20 protein-coding genes are annotated in these 23,409 nt (G+C 33.0%); 12 read left to right on the forward strand and 8 right to left on the reverse strand.

All coding sequences use genetic code 11. The annotated features are described in order from the left end of the window. Nucleotides 1-108 precede the first annotated feature (108 nt). The 4 genes from E0W69_RS11560 to E0W69_RS11575 all read left to right on the forward strand — a co-directional run bounded on the left by E0W69_RS11560 (nucleotide 109) and on the right by E0W69_RS11575 (nucleotide 4,206). Nucleotides 109-1,935 carry a DNA polymerase III subunit gamma/tau gene (locus E0W69_RS11560; protein WP_131330217.1) on the forward strand — a complete coding sequence of 609 codons (1,827 nt, stop codon included), beginning with the start codon at nucleotides 109-111 and terminating at the stop codon, nucleotides 1,933-1,935. Between the two features lie 104 nt (nucleotides 1,936-2,039). Next, on the forward strand, nucleotides 2,040-2,654 hold the full coding sequence (locus E0W69_RS11565) for a bifunctional nuclease family protein (RefSeq protein ID WP_131330218.1): 615 nt from the start codon (nucleotides 2,040-2,042) through the stop codon (nucleotides 2,652-2,654). Beyond that, entirely contained in the window at nucleotides 2,655-3,479 is an 825-nt protein-coding gene (ispE, locus tag E0W69_RS11570; RefSeq protein ID WP_131330219.1) for a 4-(cytidine 5'-diphospho)-2-C-methyl-D-erythritol kinase, read from the forward strand. 55 nt (nucleotides 3,480-3,534) lie between these two features. Then, nucleotides 3,535-4,206 carry an OmpA family protein gene (locus tag E0W69_RS11575; protein WP_131330220.1) on the forward strand — a complete coding sequence of 224 codons (672 nt, stop codon included), beginning with the start codon at nucleotides 3,535-3,537 and terminating at the stop codon, nucleotides 4,204-4,206. 58 nt (nucleotides 4,207-4,264) lie between these two features. Here E0W69_RS11575 and E0W69_RS11580 read toward each other — a convergent pair whose 3' ends face one another. From E0W69_RS11580 to E0W69_RS11605, 6 genes are all read right to left on the reverse strand, one after another. Then, a complete protein-coding gene (locus E0W69_RS11580; protein ID WP_150136677.1) occupies nucleotides 4,265-5,581 on the reverse strand; it encodes a BamA/TamA family outer membrane protein in 1,317 nt (438 codons plus the stop codon). Nucleotides 5,582-5,668: 87 nt separating this feature from the next. Beyond that, on the reverse strand, nucleotides 5,669-6,670 hold the full coding sequence (nrdF, locus tag E0W69_RS11585) for a class 1b ribonucleoside-diphosphate reductase subunit beta (RefSeq protein ID WP_131330222.1): 1,002 nt from the start codon (nucleotides 6,668-6,670) through the stop codon (nucleotides 5,669-5,671). 113 nt (nucleotides 6,671-6,783) lie between these two features. Then, a complete protein-coding gene (locus E0W69_RS11590) occupies nucleotides 6,784-7,713 on the reverse strand; it encodes a hypothetical protein (protein ID WP_131330223.1) in 930 nt (309 codons plus the stop codon). Between the two features lie 99 nt (nucleotides 7,714-7,812). Beyond that, on the reverse strand, nucleotides 7,813-9,915 hold the full coding sequence (gene nrdE / locus E0W69_RS11595; protein ID WP_131330224.1) for a class 1b ribonucleoside-diphosphate reductase subunit alpha: 2,103 nt from the start codon (nucleotides 9,913-9,915) through the stop codon (nucleotides 7,813-7,815). Between the two features lie 65 nt (nucleotides 9,916-9,980). Then, nucleotides 9,981-10,220 carry a thioredoxin family protein gene (locus tag E0W69_RS11600; RefSeq protein WP_131330225.1) on the reverse strand — a complete coding sequence of 80 codons (240 nt, stop codon included), beginning with the start codon at nucleotides 10,218-10,220 and terminating at the stop codon, nucleotides 9,981-9,983. 214 nt (nucleotides 10,221-10,434) lie between these two features. Next, nucleotides 10,435-11,922, reverse strand: coding sequence for an NAD(P)/FAD-dependent oxidoreductase (locus tag E0W69_RS11605; protein WP_131330226.1), 1,488 nt, complete (start codon nucleotides 11,920-11,922; stop codon nucleotides 10,435-10,437). Nucleotides 11,923-12,667: 745 nt separating this feature from the next. Between E0W69_RS11605 and E0W69_RS11610 the strand changes: the two genes are divergently transcribed. Beyond that, the gene (locus E0W69_RS11610) at nucleotides 12,668-13,372 is read left to right on the forward strand and encodes a hypothetical protein (protein WP_131330227.1); all 705 of its coding nucleotides are present in this window, start codon (nucleotides 12,668-12,670) and stop codon (nucleotides 13,370-13,372) included. A 298-nt stretch (nucleotides 13,373-13,670) separates the two neighbouring features. Then, nucleotides 13,671-15,071, forward strand: coding sequence for a hypothetical protein (locus tag E0W69_RS11615; RefSeq protein ID WP_131330228.1), 1,401 nt, complete (start codon nucleotides 13,671-13,673; stop codon nucleotides 15,069-15,071). Nucleotides 15,072-15,107: 36 nt separating this feature from the next. Here E0W69_RS11615 and E0W69_RS20485 read toward each other — a convergent pair whose 3' ends face one another. After that, nucleotides 15,108-15,281: a hypothetical protein gene (locus tag E0W69_RS20485; RefSeq protein ID WP_191967823.1), complete on the reverse strand. Its 174-nt coding sequence runs from the start codon at nucleotides 15,279-15,281 to the stop codon at nucleotides 15,108-15,110. 31 nt (nucleotides 15,282-15,312) lie between these two features. Continuing rightward, nucleotides 15,313-15,909: a TetR/AcrR family transcriptional regulator gene (locus tag E0W69_RS11620; protein ID WP_131330229.1), complete on the reverse strand. Its 597-nt coding sequence runs from the start codon at nucleotides 15,907-15,909 to the stop codon at nucleotides 15,313-15,315. 102 nt (nucleotides 15,910-16,011) lie between these two features. On the opposite strand from E0W69_RS11620, the gene E0W69_RS11625 reads away from it, so the two are divergent. The 6 genes from E0W69_RS11625 to E0W69_RS11650 all read left to right on the forward strand — a co-directional run bounded on the left by E0W69_RS11625 (nucleotide 16,012) and on the right by E0W69_RS11650 (nucleotide 23,389). After that, on the forward strand, nucleotides 16,012-16,329 hold the full coding sequence (locus tag E0W69_RS11625; protein ID WP_131330230.1) for a hypothetical protein: 318 nt from the start codon (nucleotides 16,012-16,014) through the stop codon (nucleotides 16,327-16,329). A gap of 160 nt (nucleotides 16,330-16,489) precedes the next feature. Then, nucleotides 16,490-19,096: an ATP-dependent chaperone ClpB gene (clpB, locus tag E0W69_RS11630; protein WP_131330231.1), complete on the forward strand. Its 2,607-nt coding sequence runs from the start codon at nucleotides 16,490-16,492 to the stop codon at nucleotides 19,094-19,096. Nucleotides 19,097-19,359: 263 nt separating this feature from the next. Then, nucleotides 19,360-20,343, forward strand: a complete 984-nt coding sequence (gene pfkA, locus E0W69_RS11635) for a 6-phosphofructokinase (RefSeq protein WP_131330232.1) — start codon at nucleotides 19,360-19,362, stop codon at nucleotides 20,341-20,343. A 26-nt stretch (nucleotides 20,344-20,369) separates the two neighbouring features. Continuing rightward, nucleotides 20,370-21,866, forward strand: coding sequence for a pyruvate kinase (gene pyk, locus E0W69_RS11640; protein ID WP_131330233.1), 1,497 nt, complete (start codon nucleotides 20,370-20,372; stop codon nucleotides 21,864-21,866). A 161-nt stretch (nucleotides 21,867-22,027) separates the two neighbouring features. Continuing rightward, entirely contained in the window at nucleotides 22,028-22,882 is an 855-nt protein-coding gene (locus tag E0W69_RS11645; protein ID WP_225321241.1) for a transglutaminase-like domain-containing protein, read from the forward strand. Between the two features lie 90 nt (nucleotides 22,883-22,972). Beyond that, the gene (locus E0W69_RS11650) at nucleotides 22,973-23,389 is read left to right on the forward strand and encodes an RrF2 family transcriptional regulator (RefSeq protein ID WP_131330235.1); all 417 of its coding nucleotides are present in this window, start codon (nucleotides 22,973-22,975) and stop codon (nucleotides 23,387-23,389) included. Nucleotides 23,390-23,409: the final 20 nt, after the last annotated feature.

Genomic DNA, 23,409 nt, shown 5'->3' on the forward strand with positions numbered 1-23,409 from the left:
TTTACACTAAATTATTTTAACCTATGTTAAAATTTATAAACATTTGATTATCAATATAAAAAAATCGCACTTTATTTTTCCATAGATTCAATTTATCTTGCAACTTATATGGATAAGTTCGTCGTTTCTGCAAGAAAATATCGTCCTCAGACTTTTGATACGGTCGTAGGACAAAAGCACATCACAACCACATTAAAAAATGCGATCAAAACAAGTCAATTGGCACACGCCTATTTGTTTTGTGGTCCTAGAGGTGTCGGCAAAACGACATGTGCACGTATTTTTGCAAAGACGATTAATTGTTCCAATCCGTCTCCAGAAGGTGAAGCGTGTGATCAATGCGCATCTTGTAAAAGTTTCAATGAAGGTACTTCGCTCAATATATCCGAATTAGATGCGGCGAGTAATAACTCTGTGGAAGATATTCGTACATTGGTAGAGCAAGTAAGATTTACACCACAAGCTGGAAAATACAAAGTGTATATTATAGATGAGGTACACATGTTGAGTTCTGCGGCCTTCAATGCTTTTTTGAAAACATTGGAAGAACCCCCATCTTATGTGGTTTTCATATTAGCTACTACAGAAAAACATAAATTACTTCCAACGATTTTGAGTCGTTGTCAAATATTTGATTTCAAACGTATTACTAATAATGATACGGTAGAGCATTTGGAATCTATTGCCACCAACGAGCATGTGGAAGCAGAAAAAACCGCTTTGCAAATTATTGCACAAAAAAGTGAAGGTTGTATGCGTGATGCGTTGAGTATCATGGATAAAATCGTCAGTTTTACGGGTGGCAAGTTGACTTATCAAAATACAATTGAAAATCTCAACATCTTAGATGATGATTATTATTTTCAATTATTAGAAGCATTCCAAAAAGAGGATTTACCAGCGGCATTGCTTTTATATAATGAAATTAATAAAAAAGGCTTTGATGGTGATGTCTTTTTGAATGGATTGGAAGACTTTTTCCGTAATTTATTAGTTGCAAGAGACTCCAAAGCGATTGAGATTTTAGATGTCGTAGCTGGTTTTGAAAATAAATACAAAGCTGCGGCAACGGAAACTTCTGCATCTTTCATCATAAGTGCTTTAAATATTTTGAACGAAGCGGAGATCAATTACAAAACGGCTAGAAATAAACGTTTGCATATTGAAATGGCATTAATCAAAATCAATTATTTGCAGCAAGCAATTGGTTTTGCATCTGGCGGCGAAAGTGCCGTAGTAAAAAAAAAATTAGTTAATGGACCGGTTGTTTTACGCACCAAGCAAATAACTAATTTTTTCACTGAAAAAGTTGTCAATACAACCACCAAGGATTCTAATACTCAAGGAGCCCGTGTATATGTAGATCCAGCTGTTATTCAAGATAAGCAGCCAACTGCGCCAAAGGATGAGCCAGTTTCAAAACCAACTATTCCTGCGGCCAAACCTTTAGCGCCAAGCATTCCAAGTTTGAAAAAAGCGAAGGGAAGTAATCTATTGCAATCCATGATTTCTCAACAACAGGAGGAAGATAGGCTCAATACCAAAGTAATTGAAGCTATCCCATTGGAAATCAATAAGCTGCAGCAAGTTTGGAATGCTTATGCAGACGAATTAGTTAAATTGGACAAACATACAGCATCCAACACTTTTCGTTTAGCTCGTTTGGATATATTACCCAATCAAACATTTACAGTCACAGTTCAAGCATTACTGCAACAAAAATTCATCGATCAAGAACGAATGTTGCTGAATGAAACGATCCAAGATGCATTTTATAATAGAAATATTTCCTTTGAAATCATTATTGAAGAAGGTGTCGTGGAAGAAATACCCTTACATCAAAGACTCAATAGCCGAGAGAAATTTGCTTTATTAGCTGAAAAATTTCCTCAACTGAAAAATTTAAAAGACAAATTACGTTTGGAAATCGAATAATTTATTCAAAACCGCCAATTGTAAAAGTCTTGTAAAACTTTACATTTTTTTCCTACATCTAAAGTTTTACTTTTGTATCAATTATTAGAAGCAGATAACGGAATATGAAGAAGATCGAAATGGAGATCATTGCACTTTCACACAGTATCACACAGACGCATTCTTATGCGGTGGTTTTGGGAGAAGTGAACGGCTTAAGACGGTTACCTATCGTGATTGGTGGTTTTGAAGCACAAGCAATTGCTGTTGCATTGGAAAGAATGCATCCTAGCAGACCATTGACACATGACTTAATGAAAAACTTTATGAATGCATTCAATATTGAATTAATGGAAATCAATATAAACGATTTGCAAGAAGGTATTTTTCATTCCAAATTGGTTTGTATCAACGAACGGGATACGGTAGAGATTGACAGTCGTACCAGCGATGCTATCGCTTTAGCGGTGAGATTTGGATGCCCAATATATACTTATGAAAATATTTTGGATAATGCAGGTATTATGATGGATGATAGCGCCACTTCATTAGGACAAACAGAAATTTCTATTTCCGAAAATTCCAGTTTAGATCAAAGCCCTATCAGTAGTGGTACTTCAACAACTGATTTAAGTTCTCTAACCATGGAAGAACTTGAAAATAAGCTAACCGAGGTCCTAGACAAAGAAGATTATATTGCAGCAATCGCCATCAGAGACGAAATCAAAAGAAGAAAATAAATGGTATTTTTCCCAAATTGTAAGATTAATCTTGGGTTACACATTGTCAACAAGCGAGAAGATGGATTTCATAATTTGGAAACCATTTTTTACCCGTTGCCTTTATGTGACATTGGGGAAATCATCAAAAAACCGTCTAATAATACTACAAAAATACAAGTATCTGGTATTCAATTAGATGCAGGAATCTCTGATAATATTTGTATAAAAGCATTTCAACTTTTAAAAACAGACTATCCACAAATAACAAATTTGGATATTTATTTGCATAAAAATATACCTGTTGGTGCTGGACTAGGAGGCGGTAGTGCAGATGGAACATTTATCTTAAAGGCGATCAGTGATCTTTTTTATTTGCAAATTACAGCGGAACAATTAGCGGTGTATGCGCTACAATTAGGAAGTGATTGTCCATACTTTTTGTATAACCAACCAGCATTTGCAACACAAAGAGGAGAACATTTGACTCCAATGGAAATAAATCTTTGCGGTAAATACTTGGTTTTGATTAATCCTGGAATTCATATCAACACTGGTTGGGCTTTTAAAAATATTACACCTAATAATCGATCCTCTAATTTTCAATCAATACATTCCGATAATATTTCTGAATGGAAAAATATTCTATTCAATGATTTTGAAGAGCCTGTTTTTACTACATTTCCTGAGATTCAAAAAATAAAAAAACAATTATATACACTTGGTGCAATTTATGCATCCATGAGTGGTACAGGTAGTTCAGTTTTTGGTATTTTTGACAAGAAATTAGAACATTGTGAGGCTCATTTTCCAAAATCTTATTTTATAACAAATATTGATTTATAATCATACTTTTTAAAACTTGAAATATTAATTAAATTAACGACAAAAATCAAAAACCATGCACGAAGAACATTTAGAAAAATCAAATACTGGACTTATTTTACCAGAAGTTATTGTTTTAATTCTTATTGCTTTATTGTTTTCCAAATGTCATTACACGGGTGCTAATGCAGAAATGAAAGAAGGTAATCCTGAACATACAGAGGCTGCATTAGAAGCTCCGACTGGCTCAGTTGACTCATTGGGAAATTTCATCTATGATGAAGGAGAAATGATTGCTATAGAGCTGCCCACTGATACATTAAATGTTGGCAAATTCAGTACAGAATATAAATTGTACACATTCTTAGCTGATAGCACAGCAACTTTAGATACTACAAATGGTAATTGGTTTGACTTTACTAATGTAAGATTTAAAACAGGTAGTTCTGTAATGACAGATTCCTCTGTTAATCAGTTGAAAAACTTAGTTAGCATTATCAAAGCATTTCCTAACAGTAAATTTAAGATTGGTGGGTATACGGATAATACTGGAGACTCTACAACAAACGTAGCATTATCTCAAAAGAGAGCTGATGCAGTTAGTGCTTCTATCAAAACTTTGGGAGTTGCCAATACACAACTTACAGGTTCTGAAGGTTATGGTCCATTACACCCAGTTGGTGATAATACAACAACTGAAGGAAAAGCAATGAACAGAAGAGTGTCTGTAAATGTAAAAGCAAAATAATATTCAAAAACATAGTTTAGACAGAAGCGAAATCAATTTTTGATTTCGCTTCTGTCATTTAGAAGGCTTCATTCAATCCTAAGAAAAATCCTTTAGATCCATATTTACCAAAAGCATAGTCTAAGCATAGATTTGTCCTTGTCGCTTTATTAAATAATACACGCAAACCAGCACCATAAGCAGGCTGCCATACTTGAAATATTTTCGTTGCCACAAGATCATTCGTCGTCTGTGCACTTATAAAAGTCACACCACTCAGCAATTTATTTCGAGTAATGGGAAATCTAAATTCGGATTCTGAATAGAAATATTGAGTTCCTCTAAAGTAACCAACAACATATCCTCTCCCACTCCTAAAATTGGGATCTCTACCTGTTCCCGATAATTCTAAATAAGGAACAGAACCACTTAATACACTTGATCCCCAACTCCAAAAAGCGAGAACCGTTTCAGGATTTTTCTTAGATAAACTCACATATTTTCTAAAATCACCTACAAAAAGTGCCGCATTTTTACTACTGCCAATCCATTTCTGATTGACACGTAAACCCACATCTAAATACATTCCTTTGTATGCACGATTGATATTATCTCTAGTTGTGTATTCCACATTAAACAGAAAACCATTCGCATTGTTTTTGGCAGAATCATAACCATATTTTTGATTATAAATTCCATAAGGAGTTTCAGTTTCAGCAACTTTATTTGGATTCGTTATATTTTTTCGAATATCAAACTCTACACCTGCACCCACAAATAGATTTTTCTTAACTTCTCGATACACTTTTTCTCTAAAATTATAGAATATTGAATGCCAAACATAAGGTTTCCGATAAGGATTCGTCATGATTTTATTCCCACCACTATAACTTTTGCCTTGACCGATACCAATTCCAAAATCAGGAGTTACTGATTTTGAGGCAACTAAACTACCTTGAAAATTCCACTTATTTCCAGGAGTGAAAACATTATGAACTATGTAAAAATACAAAATGCCTTTGGTGGTCGCAGATGCAGATGTGGCAGCCACAGACATAAAAGTCCCTGGCTTATGTCCCAAGACTCTTCCTGCAACGGCTTTAATACCTCCTTGTAATCCTATTGTAGGATTGGCAGCGATATTAGGAATAATTGTAATTCCAGATTTCCTTTTAGTGGTATCCTTGGAATGAGGGTGAAATAATTTATCATACAAATCAGCAATATCTACTTGCTGTTTCAACATTTCATCTCGCCTTTTATTTATACTATCCATTTTCAAGGAATCCAATGTTTCTTTACTTTGTGCCTCACTCCTATTAGGAAGCAAAGAAAGAAATATTAGCAAAAAGAATACTATAATACTATTTTCTTTTGTTATTTTATTTAGGTGCATATATCGTAAGCAATAGAAAAAAATAAGCTGTAACTAATAAGTTACAGCTTATAAAATTAGTATTTATTGTTTGTATATATAAAAATTTTAAACTGGAATACTTGTATCCAAATTAAAATCCTCATCCCTTAAATATTCTACCTCTGTTGCCATTTCATAGTTGGTAGATTTTTTGGAGAAAAAGTCGTGTTGTGTTGTCTTAGTTGAGGAACTCAATCCATTTAATACAATTTGATTTACTTCTTTCACTTCAAAATATTCTTCAAAACCTAGATTTGCCAATGCTTTGTTTCCATTGTATTTAATAAATTCTTTTACATCTGCAGTTAAACCAATATCGGTATACACTTCATCTGTATATTTCATTTCATTTTCATACAACAAATCTATCAATTCATACAAATCCTTTTTCACAACTTCCTTCTCCAAAGGAGGCATTTCATTATAAATTTCTTGAGCCAATAAACCTACAAATACACCATGAATGGATTCATCAGCCACAATCTTTTTGATAATATCCGCACTGGCAACCATCTTACCTTGACCAGCTAACCATAATGGTAAAAAGAAACCACTATAAAATAAAAAAGATTCTAATAAAACAGATGCCGCCAATGACATATAGAACTCGCGATCAGTCATTTCTGGTTTATCTGTAGCTCTGTAATATTTTTCAATAGTCGCTGCTTTAAATTGTAGATATTTATCATTCTCTACAAATTTAAAGGTATAGTCAATTTGCTCTTGACTACAGACCGTTGTAAAAATGGTACTATATGACTTTGCATGAATAGATTCCATCATACACATAAAAGACATCACAGACTTACATTGCAAATCTTTGATATGATCCAAACATTTTGGCATACCTACATGACTTTGTAAAGTATCCAACAATGTCAAACCGCCCAATGCTTGCATATATGCCAACTGCATTTCAAACCCTAATCCTTGCCAAACGTCTATATCCTTAGAAGGCGTATACTCAGTATCCACCCAAAATTGACGCAAATTTTGCTGCCAAAATACCTCTACGTAGTCATTGGAAGGCTTATTCCAATTGACCGCCTTAAATTTTTTTTGCTCCATATATGTCAATTTTTTTGAAAATTATTCAATCGATTTATTCAAAGTTACATAACAAAATGAGTATATTTCTTCGCATTTTTTACCCAATTAATGAGGTGATTGTGGATAAAAAATTATGCTTTCGTCTTAATTAATTGTTTATTCAGTTGCTTTTTCTTGATGAAAATAACTACTGCAAAATGCACTATACTCATTACCAATACATATATAGGAAATAACCAATTTAGATGTTCACCAATTACCATTGGCAAAATTGCCATCGCATAAGCCGGAGGCAATTTTGTATTCAAAAATTTCAAAGTCAAAGTAACTACGATAAAATCAACAATACCCACCAAAATGAAATCATGCAAATAAAAAATGCCCCAAGTTCCAATGAACGCAGCAATGGCCAATGCAATAATATGCCTGATAGACATACTAATATTATAACTTGGATTTTGCACATATTCAAATCCCACTACAATAACAGGAGGAATAGCAAACATCGCCGGAATATTTATGATTTTGCAAATCACAATCCAGACAATCAGTAGTATTACATAAGGCAGAATCAAAGTATTTTTTCCTTTTTTTTCTTCGAATTCTTTTTCTCCATTTTGATAAAAAAACTTAACAATCAGAAATAACAAAAATGTAAATACCAAAATAGAACCAATAAAATAAAAAGATCGGCAATCGGTTATTACGGGAAGTAATCCAGTTGCCAATGCCGGAGCTAGATTATTTCGAATAATTTGTAAAAATGCGATCATCGCCACTAAAACTAAAATCAATTTTATATAAATGGGGAGAGTGAACATATTGATTACAAATCCGATGACGGCAGTACCACTTGGAATATAAAATAATGCCAATGGCTTACTTGTCCAATGCGGAATTTTATATACGAAGCAACCAACAGAAAGTGCGGATAATTCCGGTAATATAATTTCATCTGAACGAAAAAACATAGAAACGCCCAACATCACTAACACTAAAATCAACGCTGGCAATATCGAAAAATTGATATAAGATCCTAATGGTCGAATTCTTATTTTCATAGAAGTCTATTTAAACAAAAAACTTGATGAAATTATTTCATCAAGTTTTTCTCAAAATTTTATATAATACAATTTTTAAAGCAAAATGCGATCCCCCTACTATACTGCGCAAGATACGCATTCGTTGATAGAAGATTTTCTAGTACGCGTATAGTATAAAGATTTCAATCCCATCTTGTGACCATACACATAATATTTAGCTAGATCTCTTGTGGAGTCTGTACTATTAGTATGCAAGATTGTTGAAATACCTTGATCTACGTGTCTTTGTATAACAGAAATCAAACGCAAAACTTTTGTTTGATCCATTTCATATGCGGACTTATAGAAGAAATAGTTATCATTTGTCAAATAAGGCATTGGGTAATATGTCGTACTATCACCATACTCTCTCACTTCGATAATATCTACAATTGGCATCACTGATGGTGTCGCATTCATGATATATCCAGTAGATTGATTAGGAGCAATGGCGATACGATAGGCATTATACAAACCGTACTCTTTTACTTGTTCTTTCAATTTTGCCCAATCTTCTTTAGTAGGAATTTCAATACCCGCAAATAGACCTTTTACTTTATCTGTAGTTGGTATATATTCGTCATTGACATATTTGTCAAAATATTCACCAGAAGCGTAGGCGGACTTTTCAAATCCAGCGAAAGTTTTACCTTTTTCTTTGGCAATTTCCATAGATCTTTCAATCGAATAGTAATTGACCATCATGAAAAATACATTACAGAAATCCAATGCTTCTGTACTTTCATACATAATGAAGTTTTTTGCCAAATATCCGTGCAAATTCATCGCACCCAACCCAACTGAATGTAACTCTTCATTTGCTTTTCTGATAGAAGGCACCATTGTGATACTTGTCATATCCGAAACGATGGACAAAGCAGTCATGGCTGATTTCACAGATTCTTTAATTCTTTTATTATCCATTACCGTAGCAATGTTTAAAGAACCCAGATTACAAGAGATACCATATTTAATTTCATCTTGCTCACCATAACTTCCAATATTAGAGACTTGAGACAATTGCATAATCTCCGTACACAAATTGGAAAATTTGATTTGTCCCAATCCGTTCAATGCATGTTGTTTATTTGCATTGTCTTTATAGAATATATAAGGATATCCACTTTCTTTTTGCGTCTGGGCAATTTTTGCCAACAATACACGCGCATTAATTTTTTTCTTACGCACTTTTGGATTGGATAGTAACTCTTCATACATCACCGTCATATCCATTTCATCCAAATATTGACCATAAGCGCGGAAAACAGTATGAGGATAAAACAAATAACAAGGTTCGTCCGAACTTGCTAATTCCATGAATTTATTGGGAACAATCACGCCGATAGACAAAGACTTGATACGTACTTTTTCATCTACGTTGATTTTTTTACAATCCAAAAACTCTTCTATATCACTGTGAAATATATTCAAATAAGAAGCTCCGGCACCAGGTCTTTGACCTAATTGATTGGCGTAAGAGAATGTATCTTCCATGATTTTCATTACAGGAAGTACTCCACTTGCCAAGCCATCCACGCCTTTAATAGCTTCGCTACGACCACGCAGTTTGGACATATTGAAAGATACGCCACCACCAATAGAGGATAATTTCATCGCAGAGTCAATTGCATAACCGATACCGTTCAAGTTATCTCCTACTTCATCCAAAAAGCAAGAAACCAATTCACCAGAACGTTTTTTACCCGCATTTAAAAATGTAGGCGTTGCTGGTTGGTATTCTTGACGGATTAATAAATCAGCAAATTCCAATGCTTGAGCTTTATTACCTCTAGCCAAATACAACGCAATAGCAGCAATACGATCTTCATATCTTTCCAAAAATTTTTCGCCGGAGTCATCACGCAAAGCATAACTCTGGAAAAATTTGAACGCACTCATAAATGAAGGAAAACGAAACTTATGTGCATAAATCAAATCATACACTTCTTCCATCTCTTCAAAAGTATATGAGTCGTAAAAATTGATATAATATTCATTATCAATAAGATAATCAATCTTTTCCTTTAAATTATAGAAAAATACCGTATTCTTATTTACATAGTCCAAGAAATAGGATCTAACCGCTTCTTTATCTTTATCTAATCTATAATCATCGTTATCCTTTACCATTATCTCGTTGTTCAACAAGATCCATTTTTTTTCTATGACTACGTTTTTCATTTTTCTAAAATGTATGAGATGGAATAATAATTTTTTCTACCAACCTTTTTGCATTCAATTAAATGCTATACAGCCTCAACCAAACGGTTTAATTCATCTGGTTTAAATCCGATGATGCGTCCAACTTCTTCATCTTTTTCTAATACAATTACAGTAGGCAAAGATCTTACGCGAAATTTAGCGGCGACCTCTGGTTGATCAAAAGCATTAATTTTTTCGTAATCCACACCTTTTCTATCTAAATACTCAGAAACCATATTACAAGGAGCGCAATCTTTCTTTTCGAATTTGATTATTTTTTTCATATAAATGTATCTTTTTCGTTTTCAATAAGTTAATGAAAAATGACCAAAAAAAATGTGTAAATATTCAAGTGGTCCGAATACAAAGATGCATTTTAATGTTAAAAATACCTTGTGGATATTATCCCCCTATGTGGATAAAATCGATGATTATTTTTTGAGATTTTTATGTATCTGAAATGAAGAAAATGTTATATTTCTAACAATAAAAAATTGGTTAACTTTCGTTATATACACTTTCGGTATTTACTTCCCATATGGACCTTTTATCCTTATCTTGTTTGATTATTTTAGATACAGCTTCAAATGCAGCTAACATAGAATGATCTTGATTATTATAACGATGCATACCATTCCTACCAATCATAAATAAATTTTCAAATTGATCGAGATATGCTCTTATTTCAGAAAATTGATTGTACGAACCAAAATAAGCAGGATATGCTTTAGGCACTTTTATAACGACACTATCCAATACATTAGACGGGCTATTTATAAATGCCAATGCAAGCAACTCCTCACACGCCAACTTTTTCAATGCATCTTCAGACATATTCCATAATTCATCACCTTCGTTGCAAAAATATTCCAAACCGACCCACAACGTATTTTCAGGATCTTTCACCATATACGGACTCCAATTATTAAAAATCTGAATCCGACCAACTTTTACATATGGCTCTTGTATATAAATCCAATTATCTTTTAACGATTGCAAACTTGATTTATCCAACAAGACTCCAATGGTTATAAAATCTCTAAATTTTAAAGATGCGGCAATATTTTTAATATGATCAGGAACCTGATTACCAAGGCTTTTGATTAAATGAGTAACAGGAATAGTCGAGATAAAATAATCCGCAGTAATCAGCGCCTCCCGATTATCTTTTCGTATAATAACCGATTTAATTTTATTGCCATTGACATTCATTTTAACTATCTCAGTATTCCTCTGCAACAGAACATTGCGCTCATCTAACTGCTGAGCCACCAATTCCCACATTTGTCCAGGTCCATACTTAGGATAATAAAAGTATTCAATAAGCGAAGTCTCTACATCTTTTTGACTAATATCAGAACCCAAGTTTTGCCTATTTTTTTTAAAAAAATGTGCAATCGTTTTAGATATGGACAATTCTTTTATACGTTGGACACCCCAATCTGCATTTATATCTTGACAAGATACGCCCCAAACTTTCTCTGTATAACTTTTAAAAAAAGTACGATACAATCGCTGACCAAAGCGATTAATAAAAAAATCTTCTAAATTCCGTTCTTTCTTTATTGGAAATAAAACACTTTTAAGATAACTAAAACCAATTAGTATCGAATTGCCATATCCTAAATTGAAAATAGTCTTTTTACTAACAGTAATCGGATAATCAAAAAATCTTTTCTTAAAATAAATGCGAGACAGGCGATGACATATCATCAATACATCATCTGTATCCTCTATAAAAGTTGCATCCGATGACGGAATCATTTGGGCTTTCCACCAATCCATTACGCGATCAGATTTGGAAAAAAAACGATGCCCTCCTATATCAATTCTATTTCCTTTATAATTAATTGTACGAGACAAACCTCCCCATTCATTACTTTTCTCTATAATGATAGGTTGAATATTAGAGCTTTTACTCAATTCAGAAGCAGCAGTCAATCCAGCAGGACCACCACCAAGTATCAGGGCTTTCTTAAGATGCACATTCTATCAAACGCAGAAACTCTTAACTTATTTCAAAATATAAGGTGAGAAATTTACGTTTACTGAAAATATGAGCTTACAATACTATAAACTTGAGCATAAGAAGTCAAAACAAGCATTTATTTTTTCAATTTTTATAATATTCTTTTTTTTCTCCATAAGACTACTTACGAATACGACCGAATATCTTGATAGTTATGGAATAGGAGACTCCTATGGCTATTTATTAGCGTCTGATTGGATTAATTCGGGCAAATATTTTATTCCAAATAAAAACCCAATCTCAGCAATTGAATTAACTAGACGCCCACCGATATATCCACTTTTTATTAGTTTATTAGGAGGTCACAACCATGTTTATTTCATATTATTTATACAATCTCTCATAGGGATAGTTTCTTTTTATTTGATAATTTTATATTACGAAAAATTAAAAGGAAACGCACCTTCATTGCTCTTAGTCTGTGCTATATTAACACCGTCCTATATAATTTTCATGCAGATAATCATGTCTGAAATATTGATTATTCCTTTAATAATAATAATTGCACTTTTCTGTCTAAGAGGAATAACAAACTATCGATATTTAATTATTCAATTAATTGTCAGTATTTTACCATTAATCAGACCTATATTTTTTCCTTTTACAATACTGAATATTTTTATCACATTATTTTTTTTAAAAGGTACAAAAGGCTATTTGAAAATACTTTCAGTTATTCCTTTTTTTGTAACAATGGGCTATATGAAATATAATGAATATAGGACAGGATACTATCATTTTACATCCATTGAAAACATTAACCTTTTACAGTACAATTTAAAATCATTTAAAGAATTTGAGTTAGGAAATGTGAGTGGAGATAATTGGACAGATTCTATACTATTAGAATCAAAGAAATACACAACCTATTCCGAACAGAATAAATATATTTCGAATATATGTAGAACCGAAATCAAAAAAAACTTAACTAAATATACCATTTTCCATATTGCTTGTTGCTTTAAAGCCATAGTTGATCCGTCAAGATATGATGTATTTTTATTTTTTAAAAAAGAGGTACCTTCACATAGTGGCGTAGTTAAAGCATTCAATGAAAAAGGTTTTTTCTATTCCATATCCAAAAGTTTAGGTTGGCTACTTACAGATACGATAAATTCACCATCTAAAGGCTTTCTAATCGCTAACATTTACATTATTGTTGCATTTGTTTTTCAAATAGGAAAGTTGTTTTTTATATCGTATTTTTTGATTATATTTTATAAAGCAAAGAAGTTTAATTGGAATTATCCTACGATCTTTACAATATGTTTTATTGGCTTTAATTTTTTAATAACTGGCCCAGTAGCAAGTCCTAGATATTTAATACCTATTGACTTTTACATTTTTTGTGCTACGGCTCTTGGATTTGAGTTCTGGATAAATAGGAAAAAAGCACCAAATATATAAATACAAAGGAGATTAGATAATTTTTCATTCATTCCCAATGACGAAGTGGAGAATCTACAAAAAAAGAATATCATTCATTAAAAAAGACTCTAAAAATTTAATAATCAGTTTGTATATTTAAATGCTTTTTATATTTAAAATACTGATCATAAATTAGACATAATAATTTATTTTGTTGAAGTACAAACCATTTGCATTTGTGTGGTTGTATTCCTTAGATAAAGATGAGTTATATCTATTAAAATTAGAATAAAAGCACTATAACCAAAACCATAAAACACCCCAAATTAAAAACTAAATGCATCAATTCAAATCAAAACTGTTCTTTTTTAAACTGCAAAATAAACAATCTTACTATACATTGATCTTAATTGCAGTATTATATACGATAGCACTGATAATACGTATAGAATCAAATACTTTAAATGAGTCTATTAATGATCAAAGCAGAGACTCATATAGTTATATAGAAACGGCTAACCTAATTAAAACCGGGGTATATTTTAAGAGAGATATAGAGTTTAATCATGCAGTAAGTCTAACCAAGCGACCATTTATCTATCCTCTCTTCCTTATGATTTTAGGAGGACAAAAAAATTTAATCTTAATTATCATTATACAACACCTAATTGCAGTCGTTTGTGCATACTTAATGATATTATTTTTTGAAAAAATTGGAGGAACCCATCCATTATGGCTAGCATTAGCAATAGCTCTAACGCCTGCATCTATCTATTTTTACCATCTTATTATGTCTGAAACGCTCACTATGTTGTGTAGCAGCATCATTCTTATTTTATTACTAAACATCTCAAATAAGAAATGCTTCATAAGTTTGCAGATTATAATTGGGATATTACCGTTTATTCGCCCTATTTTTTTCCCTTTTACAATTTGTAATCTTCTATTTTTTATTTGTTGTCGGAACTTTTCATTTCAATTGAGATTATATGCAATAATTCCAGTCTTATTATGCACTGGATCATTTTTTTTTAATAAATACCGAACGGATTACGCCCACTTTTCATCAATTGAGAACATAAATCTAGTTGATTTTAATATTACAATGTTTAAAAATGCAACCTTGGGTGGAGAAAAGGGAATTAATTGGGATGATAGTATTCAACAAAAAGCCTTGCAATACCATGACTTTCCCAGTAGAAGCGCTTATTTAGGTAACGTTGCAAAACATGAGATATTTATCAACGGACCAGATTATGCCAAATTTCACATAATATGCAGCATAAAAGCTTTATTTTCTTCAGGGAAAACAGACTTTATTTTTTTCAACCCCATCGGATCTATACAAAACAATCAAAATAATATAATCAATTCCTACTACAATAAAGGCATCTTAACCGTTTGTAAAAATTATTTAGAAAATTATTTAGATGAAATTATAAAAGAAAAAAGCGCCACCGGAAAATTAATCTTAATTTATTTTATACCGGTAACGCTGTTCCAGATATTAAAATGGCCATTCATCTGCATTGGTATATATGTAAGCAGACAAAGAATTTTGTCTACGAGTGGACTTTACATGATATTCTTTTTATGTTACAATATATTCATTACAGGTCCTGTTTCCAATCCACGATATTTACTGCCTATAGATCCCATTATTTTTATGGCATTTGCTTTGGGTGCTCAAAATGTTTGTAGTTTATTTAAAATCGAAAACAAAAAAAGGATTGCCTAGTCTAGCAATCCCTTTTATATAAAAATTACAATAATATTACTTCTTACCCGAAAATTTTGAAATAAGCCATATAATAGCAACGATAACAATAACCACCATGATGATACCCCACCACATACCAGCTTTAAATATAGTACCAACTACTTGACAACCAGATAGCGACATCATAGTTAAAACTAAAAAACTCATTGCAATTATTTGCTTTTTCATAGATTCAAAATTTTATAGTGTTAGATAATCATTATTTTTTCAATCCGCTAATCAAAATTGTAATCATATTATCCTCCAATGCAGAAGGAGGTACTTGTACACGTGATCTATGCCAAGATTCAATACCATAAGTAGCATTTAACAACAACCATACTGTTGCAGGCACATTTATACTTTCTTTAATTTCTCCCAATTCAATACCTTTAGTGATAATCTGATTAAATCTTTTACGATATTGATGTCTTTGTTCTCTGAAATTATTTTGTTCTGAATCATCCAAATGCATCCATTCCCTATTGGCAACATAATTATTATTAAAATTATCTACCATTTCCTTTATTTGAAATCTTAATATAGTTTCAATTTTTTGCAATTGTGTTGTCTCTTTCATCTGTTCTACAGATGTCATAAACTCACTATAATTAGAGGTAATTGTAAAACAAATGTCTACCAGTAGCTCTTGTTTGGAATCTATATGATTATACAGGCTAGCAGCTTCTATTCCCACTTTCTCTGCTAAATCTCTCATACTGGTGGCCTTGTAACCTCTTTCTCTAAATAATTCCGCAGCAGCCGTAAGTATTACATCTTTACGACTCTCGTCTTTTGCTGTTTTAATTCTTGCCATGGCACAAAATTACAATGAGTTAAGTTATAATAGATAACTGAAATAATATTTTTCATTTAAATATTTTGTCATAAAATTTGACTTAAATCAGATTATTCAATTATGTGGCAAAATCAACTAGGCAAACTTTTCACTTCAGACCTAATCTCCTCTGAAAAAGACTTTCAAAAAGCCAAACAATTTCTTATTGAAAAAATTGACTTTTTAATCCAACATAATTTCCCTGAACTTGTTCAAATACTATACAAAATGGACATTTCCGAAAATAAATTAAAATCTTTACTTAATGAATCACCTGAAATTAATCCCTCCCTTATTATTGCCAACCAATTAATCGCGAGGCAAATCGAGAAAAACAAAAATTTCGAATATTATACGCAACAATTCAGCCAAAAAAATTCAGATGAGGAAAAATGGTAAGGTCAAAATGACATTCAAAGAATTAAAAATCAGACATTTAGACAGTTAATTTCATCTTAAAATGACATTTGGACATTTTTAAGGAATAATGTTGAATATGTATACTTTTTGATTTCATAAAGCAATTCTTAAATAAAAACAATATCTAAATACGATATATATGAATCTAAATAATTATACCATCAAAGCTCAAGAGACCATTCAAGCGGCTCAACAATTGGCTTTCAATGGGCAAAATCCTAATATTGAGACTTTGCATGTATTGAAGGCTTTGTTGGATGATAAAGACAGTCCAATTGAGTTTTTGGTAAAGAAAAATAATGTCAATTTACCTTTTGTAATTTCAAAAGTGGATGAGGCATTGGCAAAATTACCTAAAGTTTCCAGTGGCACGGAACCTGCACAGACCATAAGCCGTGATTTGAATAATGCTTTATTAAAAGTGGATGCAGAGGCTAAAACTTTTGGCGATGAATTTGTAAGTATTGAACATTTATTATTGGCACTGGTAGATGGGAAAGATATATCAGCAAATATTTTGAAAGATGCAGGTTTGACTAAAAATGGTCTAGCTACGGCTATTAAGGATTTGCGTAAGGGTTCTACTGTCAATTCTCAAAGTGGAGATCAACAATATAATTCTCTAAAAAAATATTCCAAAAACCTTAACGATTTAGCTCGTTCTGGCAAGTTGGATCCAGTAATAGGAAGAGATGAAGAGATCCGTCGTACGTTACATATATTGACACGTCGTTCCAAAAATAACCCAATCCTTGTAGGCGAACCAGGTGTTGGCAAGACCGCGATTGTGGAAGGTTTGGCGATGCGTATTGTCAATGGTGATGTACCTGAAAACTTAAAATCTAAAATCATTTACGCTTTGGATATGGGTCAGTTAATCGCTGGCGCAAAATACAAAGGTGAATTTGAAGAAAGATTAAAAGGTGTGGTTAAAGAAGTTGCAGAAAGCAATGGAGAAATCATACTTTTCATTGATGAAATACACACACTTGTTGGCGCTGGTGGTGGCGAAGGTGCTATGGATGCTGCTAATATTTTGAAACCAGCATTGGCTCGTGGTGAGTTGAGAGCTATCGGAGCAACAACTTTAGCAGAATATCAAAAATATTTTGAAAAAGACAAAGCCCTCGAACGTCGTTTCCAAAAAGTAATTGTGGACGAGCCAAGTGTAGAAGATGCTATTTCCATTTTGAGAGGTATCAAGGATAAATATGAAGCACATCATCACGTTCGTATCAAAGACGAAGCCGTAATTGCAGCAGTCGAACTTTCCAATAGATACATTTCTGATCGTTTTTTACCTGACAAAGCCATTGATTTAATGGATGAGAGCGCAGCCAAATTACGTTTGGAAATGAACTCCATGCCAGAAGAATTGGATGAATTGGAAAGAAAAATTCGTCAATTAGAAATCGAAAGAGAAGCGATCAAACGTGAAAACGATGAAGCTAAATTGAAAGAATTGAACAGCAACTTGGGGGTATTAATGACTGAAAGAGATACCTACAAAGCTAAATGGCAACAAGAAAAGGAATTAGTTGATAAGGTTCAAAATGCTAAATCCGAAATCGAAAATCTCAAAATAGCTGCTGACAAGGCAGAACGCGAAGGAGATTATGGTAAAGTTGCGGAGATTAGATATGGAAAAGTAAAGCAACAAGAAGAACTTGTAGCCGAACTTACGAAACAGTTACACGATTCGAGCGACAAACGTCTTTTGAAAGAAGAAGTTGATTCTGAAGATATTGCGGAAACTGTGGCACGAGCAACCGGGATTCCTGTAAGTCGAATGATGCAAAGTGAAAAAGAAAAACTTTTGCATTTAGAAGATAATTTGCACGAAAGAGTTGTCGGTCAAGAAGAAGCAATTACGGCAGTGGCAGATGCAATTCGTCGTAGTCGTGCAGGATTGAGCGATCCAAATAAACCCATCGGTTCGTTTATATTCTTAGGAACGACAGGAGTTGGTAAGACGGAATTAGCAAAAGCACTTGCCGAGTTCCTATTTGACGATGAAAGCATGATGACACGTATTGACATGAGTGAATACATGGAAAAAGAATCTGTTTCTCGTTTGATCGGAGCGCCTCCCGGATATATCGGTTATGAAGAAGGTGGTCAATTAACAGAAGCTGTTCGTCGCAAACCATATAGTGTTGTTCTTTTTGATGAAATCGAAAAAGCGCATCCAGATGTTTTCAATACATTATTGCAAGTTTTGGATGATGGTAGATTGACCGATAATAAAGGCCGTACGGTTAATTTTAAAAATACAATCATCATCATGACATCCAATTTGGGTAGCGGATTGATTCAAGAAGCTTTTGAAACAAATCCTGACAATCCCGAATTAGCAGAAGAAAAAGCAAAAAAACAAGCGATGGATTTGTTGAAACAAACCATGCGTCCTGAATTTTTGAATAGAATTGATGAAATCATTGTCTTCCATCCTTTGATGAAAAAAGAAATCAAGAGAATTATCAAAATTCAATTGAATTCTTTGAAAAAAATGGTTGCAAAAAATGGCATTCAATTGGAATTCTCAGATTATGTTTCAGATTACTTAGCCGAACATGGTTACGATGCTCAATTTGGCGCTCGTCCTTTGAAAAGAGTTATTCAAAGAACTATAGTAAATGAATTGAGTAAAAAAATCTTAAGTGGAGAGGTAAATGCTCAACATCCAGTTTTGGTAGATGTATTTGACAATGTGGTGGTATTTAGAAATGAGCCCGTTGAAAAATAATTTTTAGAATAATTAGCAAAAATAGCCGCACAGAAATGTGCGGCTATTTTTTATATAAATCCTAAAAAACATAAATATTATTACAAATTCACTTGTTTAAAGCATTAAAAATCATTTGGTTTTATTCAATTAACACAACAAGCAGCCATACCAAAATTAATTTTATTACTTTTGGCACGTTAATTATCCAAATCCAACAAATACACTGTTGTTTATTTCGATGATTAAATATAATTTCGGAAAAACATAGATGATATTAATGTATGTCAAATAAAATTTCCAAGATTGCAGTGCTTACATCCGGAGGTGATGCTCCAGGAATGAATGCAGCCATAAGATCGGTAGTCAGAACTGGACTTTATTACGGACTCGAAGTATACGGAGTCATAAGAGGTTTCAGTGGTATGGTAGAGGATGATATTCGCTTAATGGAATCAACTTCTGTAGCAAATATTATACAAAGAGGCGGCACGATTTTAAAGTCCGCACGTTGTAAAGCTTTTTTCACACCGGAAGGTCGTGAGCAAGCATACAACAATTTGAAAAAAAGAGGTATTGAAGGTCTAGTGGTTATAGGCGGTGATGGTAGTTTTACAGGTGGTTTAAAACTCAGTACAGAGTTTGATCTTCCAGTTATCGGATTACCAGGCACAATAGATAAAGATCTATATGGTACTGATTTTACGATAGGTTTTGACACTGCGGTAAATACAGCAGTGGATGCTATTGATAAAATCAGAGATACTGCAGATGCACATGACCGTTTATTTATTGTAGAAGTAATGGGGCGACATGCAGGATATATCGCTCTTTATAGTGGGATAGCCACAGGTGCAGAAAATATTTTGATACCAGAGGCAGAAACCAATATAGACGATATTATCGCAGCGCTTTCTGAGAAAGAAAAAAGAAAAAAATTAGTGAACCTGATTGTTGTGGCAGAGGGAGATGAATTTGGTGGTGCGTCAGAAGTAGCGAAAGTCGTAAAAGAGAAGTTACCTAATATGGATACGAGAGTTTCAATATTAGGACATATGCAAAGAGGAGGCTCACCAACTTGTGTAGATAGAATATTAGCGAGCAGAATGGGATTTCATGCAATTGAATGTCTTTTGCAAGGCAGAAAAAATGTAATGGTAGGGATTAAAGATGATAAAATCGCTTATACTCCGCTTGAAATCGCAATTAGAGAAAAAGACAAGATCAATGACGAATGGCTAAGGATGGTAAAAATATTGGCCAGCTAAAAAGTTTATAATATCAATCAATCAATATGAACGAAGAGTTAAAACAAATAGAAACTATGCGAGAATGTGATTTTCCGATTAATCAGTTATTTCATAAAACAAAAATTGTAGCAACAGTAGGACCGGCGAGTTCTTCTTATGAGATGCTGCTTGAATTGGCACAAGCGGGTGTGAATGTCTTTCGTTTAAATTTTTCTCATGGCACACATGAGGATAAATTAGATATCATTGAAAAAATTAGAAAAATAAATGCAGAACATCCTTTTAACTTATCCATTTTAGGAGATCTTCAAGGACCTAAATTGAGAGTAGGTGAATTGGAAAATGGCAAATTGCAATTAAATAGAGGCGACATCGTTACATTTTCTTCTACAGAAAAAGTAGTTGGAACTAAAAGTAAAATCTATATTTCTTATCCAAATTTGCATAATGATGTAAAAGTGGGTGAAAAAATATTGATCGACGATGGTAAATTAGAAGTTGTTGTTGATTCTGTGGACAAAAACACAGGTAATGTAAATGTAAAAGTTACGTACGGTGGTACACTTTTACCACACAAAGGAGTCAACCTTCCCGATACAGAGATTTCTTTACCAGCGATGACTGAAAAAGATATTATCGATTTGGATTTTATCTTGAAACACGATTTGGATTGGGTAGCATTGTCATTTGTAAGAAAAGCAATTGATATGGTTGATTTACGCAAACGTGTAAATGAACAAAACAGCCAAATCAAAATCATGGCAAAAATCGAAATGCCTTCTGCGGTTGAAGACATTCGCCACATTGTTAACGAATCTGATGCAGTAATGGTTGCTCGTGGTGACATGGGTGTTGAATTACCAGTTGAAAAAGTTCCTTTGGCTCAAAGAGAAATTATCCGTGCTTGCGTACACCGTTCTAAACCGGTTATTGTTGCTACGCAAATGATGGAAAGCATGATGACCAATGTAAAACCAAATCGTAGTGAAATTACTGACGTTGCTAATGCGGTATTAGAAGGCACAGATGCCGTAATGTTGAGTGGCGAAACTGCAATGGGCGAACATCCAGTTTTGGTGGTTGAGACAATGCGCAAAATCATCATGGAAGTGGAAAAAACAGAATATCCATATAACCGTGAGGGTGATGTAGTGCCTTTGGCTAAATCTCCAACTGTTCTAGCAGATGCTATTTGTTTCAATGCATGCAAAATTGCACATGAAACACACGCAAAAGCATTAATTGGAATGACTCAAAGTGGTAGAACTGCTTTTAGATTAAGTAGTTACAGACCAAGTACTCCTTTATTTGTATTTACAAAAAATCCAAAGTTGGTCAATCAATTGAGTTTGAGTTGGGGTGTTAGAGGTTATTATTATGACGACAATAGCACTTTTGATAAAATTACTAGAGAACAAGTTGAAATCTTAAAGGAAAAAGGTTATATCGCTGACGGCGACGTTATCGTAAATACCGGTAGTACTCCAGTTGAAAAACAAAAACCAACGAATACATTGAAAATTTCATTGGTAGGAGAATAAGGTTTTTCTAATATTTGAAAAGGTCGTCAATTTAAATAAATTGGCGACCTTTTTTATTGTATCAAAAATCAAAGGAACTGTATCTTTGTTTATTATCTGTGATCACAATGCAATGGAATAATATAAAACATCAATCTTGGTTTAAGTTTCTCGTCAATTTTATGGGCATTTTGGTTATCATTCCATTAACGCCATTTGTATGTCGATTTATTCCACCACTTTTAGTCGGAAATTTTAATTTCGACTTCATATTGGCATTGGTTATTTCGATATTGGTAGTCCGTTTTTTCATTTGGATATTACGCCCATTTATAATTCCCTTTTTCATCCTCATTGGAGCTTTTTTAGTTTACAAACAAGTCAATGGAACTTATACAGTAAAAACAATTTTACAAGATTATAAGAATCTGACAGTTCAAAACTGGTATGTAAAAGAACAGAAAGAGGCAGATTTACTTAACAAAAGCCCCCATTTATTTGAAAATATTCAAAGCCGTACTGCAAGAATTGTCAAGTCAAAAATCAGTACGACAGATCCCGTAGTACGTAACTTTGCATTAAAACATTCATTAGAATATTTTGCCGATTACAAAGCCAAATATGGTCCGCTTGTTCGTTATTTTTCTCTTTTCAAATATATCAATAACAATTTCAAATACGTACCAGATCCTTTGCGTGATGAATACTACGCAACGGCGAAAGAAACAATTCAAAATGGTTTAGGCGGAGATTGTGATGATCACAGTATCCTAATGGCATCATGTATGGAAAGTATAGGTGCAAAATGCCGTCTTGTTGTTGTAGAAGGACATATGTATCCGGAATTATATATTGGAGATAAAAAGGACTTTTTAATAGCACAACAAGCAATTATTCAACTATTTTCCAATTATCGAATTCAAGGAATTTTTTATCATGAAAACAATGGTGAATATTGGATCAATCTAGACTATACTGCAAGGTATCCAGGAGGACCATATATGAATGACAATGTTAAACTAGTCATTGATATTTAAACAGTTACAAACTGTCATTAAAAATATCAATGCTTTTTTTTAAATTTGTATTTCTTTACTATAAATCAAATTAAATAGGACATATAGTTTATGCTTTCGAAAAAAACGCAATATGCATTTCAGGCACTGATGTATCTAGCACAGAAACAAAATGATGGCCCTATCCTTATTGCGGATATTGCTCAAAAAAAGAAAATACCTTTAAAATTTCTAGAAAACATCTTACTTGAAATGCGTAAAGAGGGTATTCTAGAAAGTAAAAAAGGTAAGGGGGGCGGTTATTATTTAGGCAAACCGGCAGATCAAATTGTATTGGCTGATGTCATGCGCCTAATTGATGGTCCTATCTCCTTATTGCCTTGTGTAAGTAAATTTTTCTATGAAAAATGTGCCAATTGTGATGAAAAAGTATGCGGGCTAAGAAATGTATTGATACAAGTAAGAGATGCAAATCTTGCTATTTTAGAGCACCAGACTGTTGCTGATATAGCGTCATTATCTCAATAATGCATATTAGCCACCTTTAA

Source organism: Rhizosphaericola mali (genome assembly GCF_004337365.2).
GTDB lineage: Bacteria > Bacteroidota > Bacteroidia > Chitinophagales > Chitinophagaceae > Rhizosphaericola > Rhizosphaericola mali.

Bases quoted from the DNA above. Each gene is read 5' to 3' on its own strand.
- E0W69_RS11560 (WP_131330217.1), top strand. From the start codon at position 109: ATGGATAAGTTCGTCGTTTCTGCAAGAAAATATCGTCCTCAGACTTTT.
- E0W69_RS11565 (WP_131330218.1), top strand. From the start codon at position 2,040: ATGAAGAAGATCGAAATGGAGATCATTGCACTTTCACACAGTATCACA.
- ispE (WP_131330219.1), top strand. From the start codon at position 2,655: ATGGTATTTTTCCCAAATTGTAAGATTAATCTTGGGTTACACATTGTC.
- E0W69_RS11575 (WP_131330220.1), top strand. From the start codon at position 3,535: ATGCACGAAGAACATTTAGAAAAATCAAATACTGGACTTATTTTACCA.
- E0W69_RS11580 (WP_150136677.1), bottom strand. From the start codon at position 5,581: ATGCACCTAAATAAAATAACAAAAGAAAATAGTATTATAGTATTCTTT.
- nrdF (WP_131330222.1), bottom strand. From the start codon at position 6,670: ATGGAGCAAAAAAAATTTAAGGCGGTCAATTGGAATAAGCCTTCCAAT.
- E0W69_RS11590 (WP_131330223.1), bottom strand. From the start codon at position 7,713: ATGAAAATAAGAATTCGACCATTAGGATCTTATATCAATTTTTCGATA.
- nrdE (WP_131330224.1), bottom strand. From the start codon at position 9,915: ATGAAAAACGTAGTCATAGAAAAAAAATGGATCTTGTTGAACAACGAG.
- E0W69_RS11600 (WP_131330225.1), bottom strand. From the start codon at position 10,220: ATGAAAAAAATAATCAAATTCGAAAAGAAAGATTGCGCTCCTTGTAAT.
- E0W69_RS11610 (WP_131330227.1), top strand. From the start codon at position 12,668: ATGAAATATAATGAATATAGGACAGGATACTATCATTTTACATCCATT.
- E0W69_RS11615 (WP_131330228.1), top strand. From the start codon at position 13,671: ATGCATCAATTCAAATCAAAACTGTTCTTTTTTAAACTGCAAAATAAA.
- E0W69_RS20485 (WP_191967823.1), bottom strand. From the start codon at position 15,281: ATGAAAAAGCAAATAATTGCAATGAGTTTTTTAGTTTTAACTATGATG.
- E0W69_RS11620 (WP_131330229.1), bottom strand. From the start codon at position 15,909: ATGGCAAGAATTAAAACAGCAAAAGACGAGAGTCGTAAAGATGTAATA.
- E0W69_RS11625 (WP_131330230.1), top strand. From the start codon at position 16,012: ATGTGGCAAAATCAACTAGGCAAACTTTTCACTTCAGACCTAATCTCC.
- clpB (WP_131330231.1), top strand. From the start codon at position 16,490: ATGAATCTAAATAATTATACCATCAAAGCTCAAGAGACCATTCAAGCG.
- pfkA (WP_131330232.1), top strand. From the start codon at position 19,360: ATGTCAAATAAAATTTCCAAGATTGCAGTGCTTACATCCGGAGGTGAT.
- pyk (WP_131330233.1), top strand. From the start codon at position 20,370: ATGAACGAAGAGTTAAAACAAATAGAAACTATGCGAGAATGTGATTTT.
- E0W69_RS11645 (WP_225321241.1), top strand. From the start codon at position 22,028: ATGGGCATTTTGGTTATCATTCCATTAACGCCATTTGTATGTCGATTT.
- E0W69_RS11650 (WP_131330235.1), top strand. From the start codon at position 22,973: ATGCTTTCGAAAAAAACGCAATATGCATTTCAGGCACTGATGTATCTA.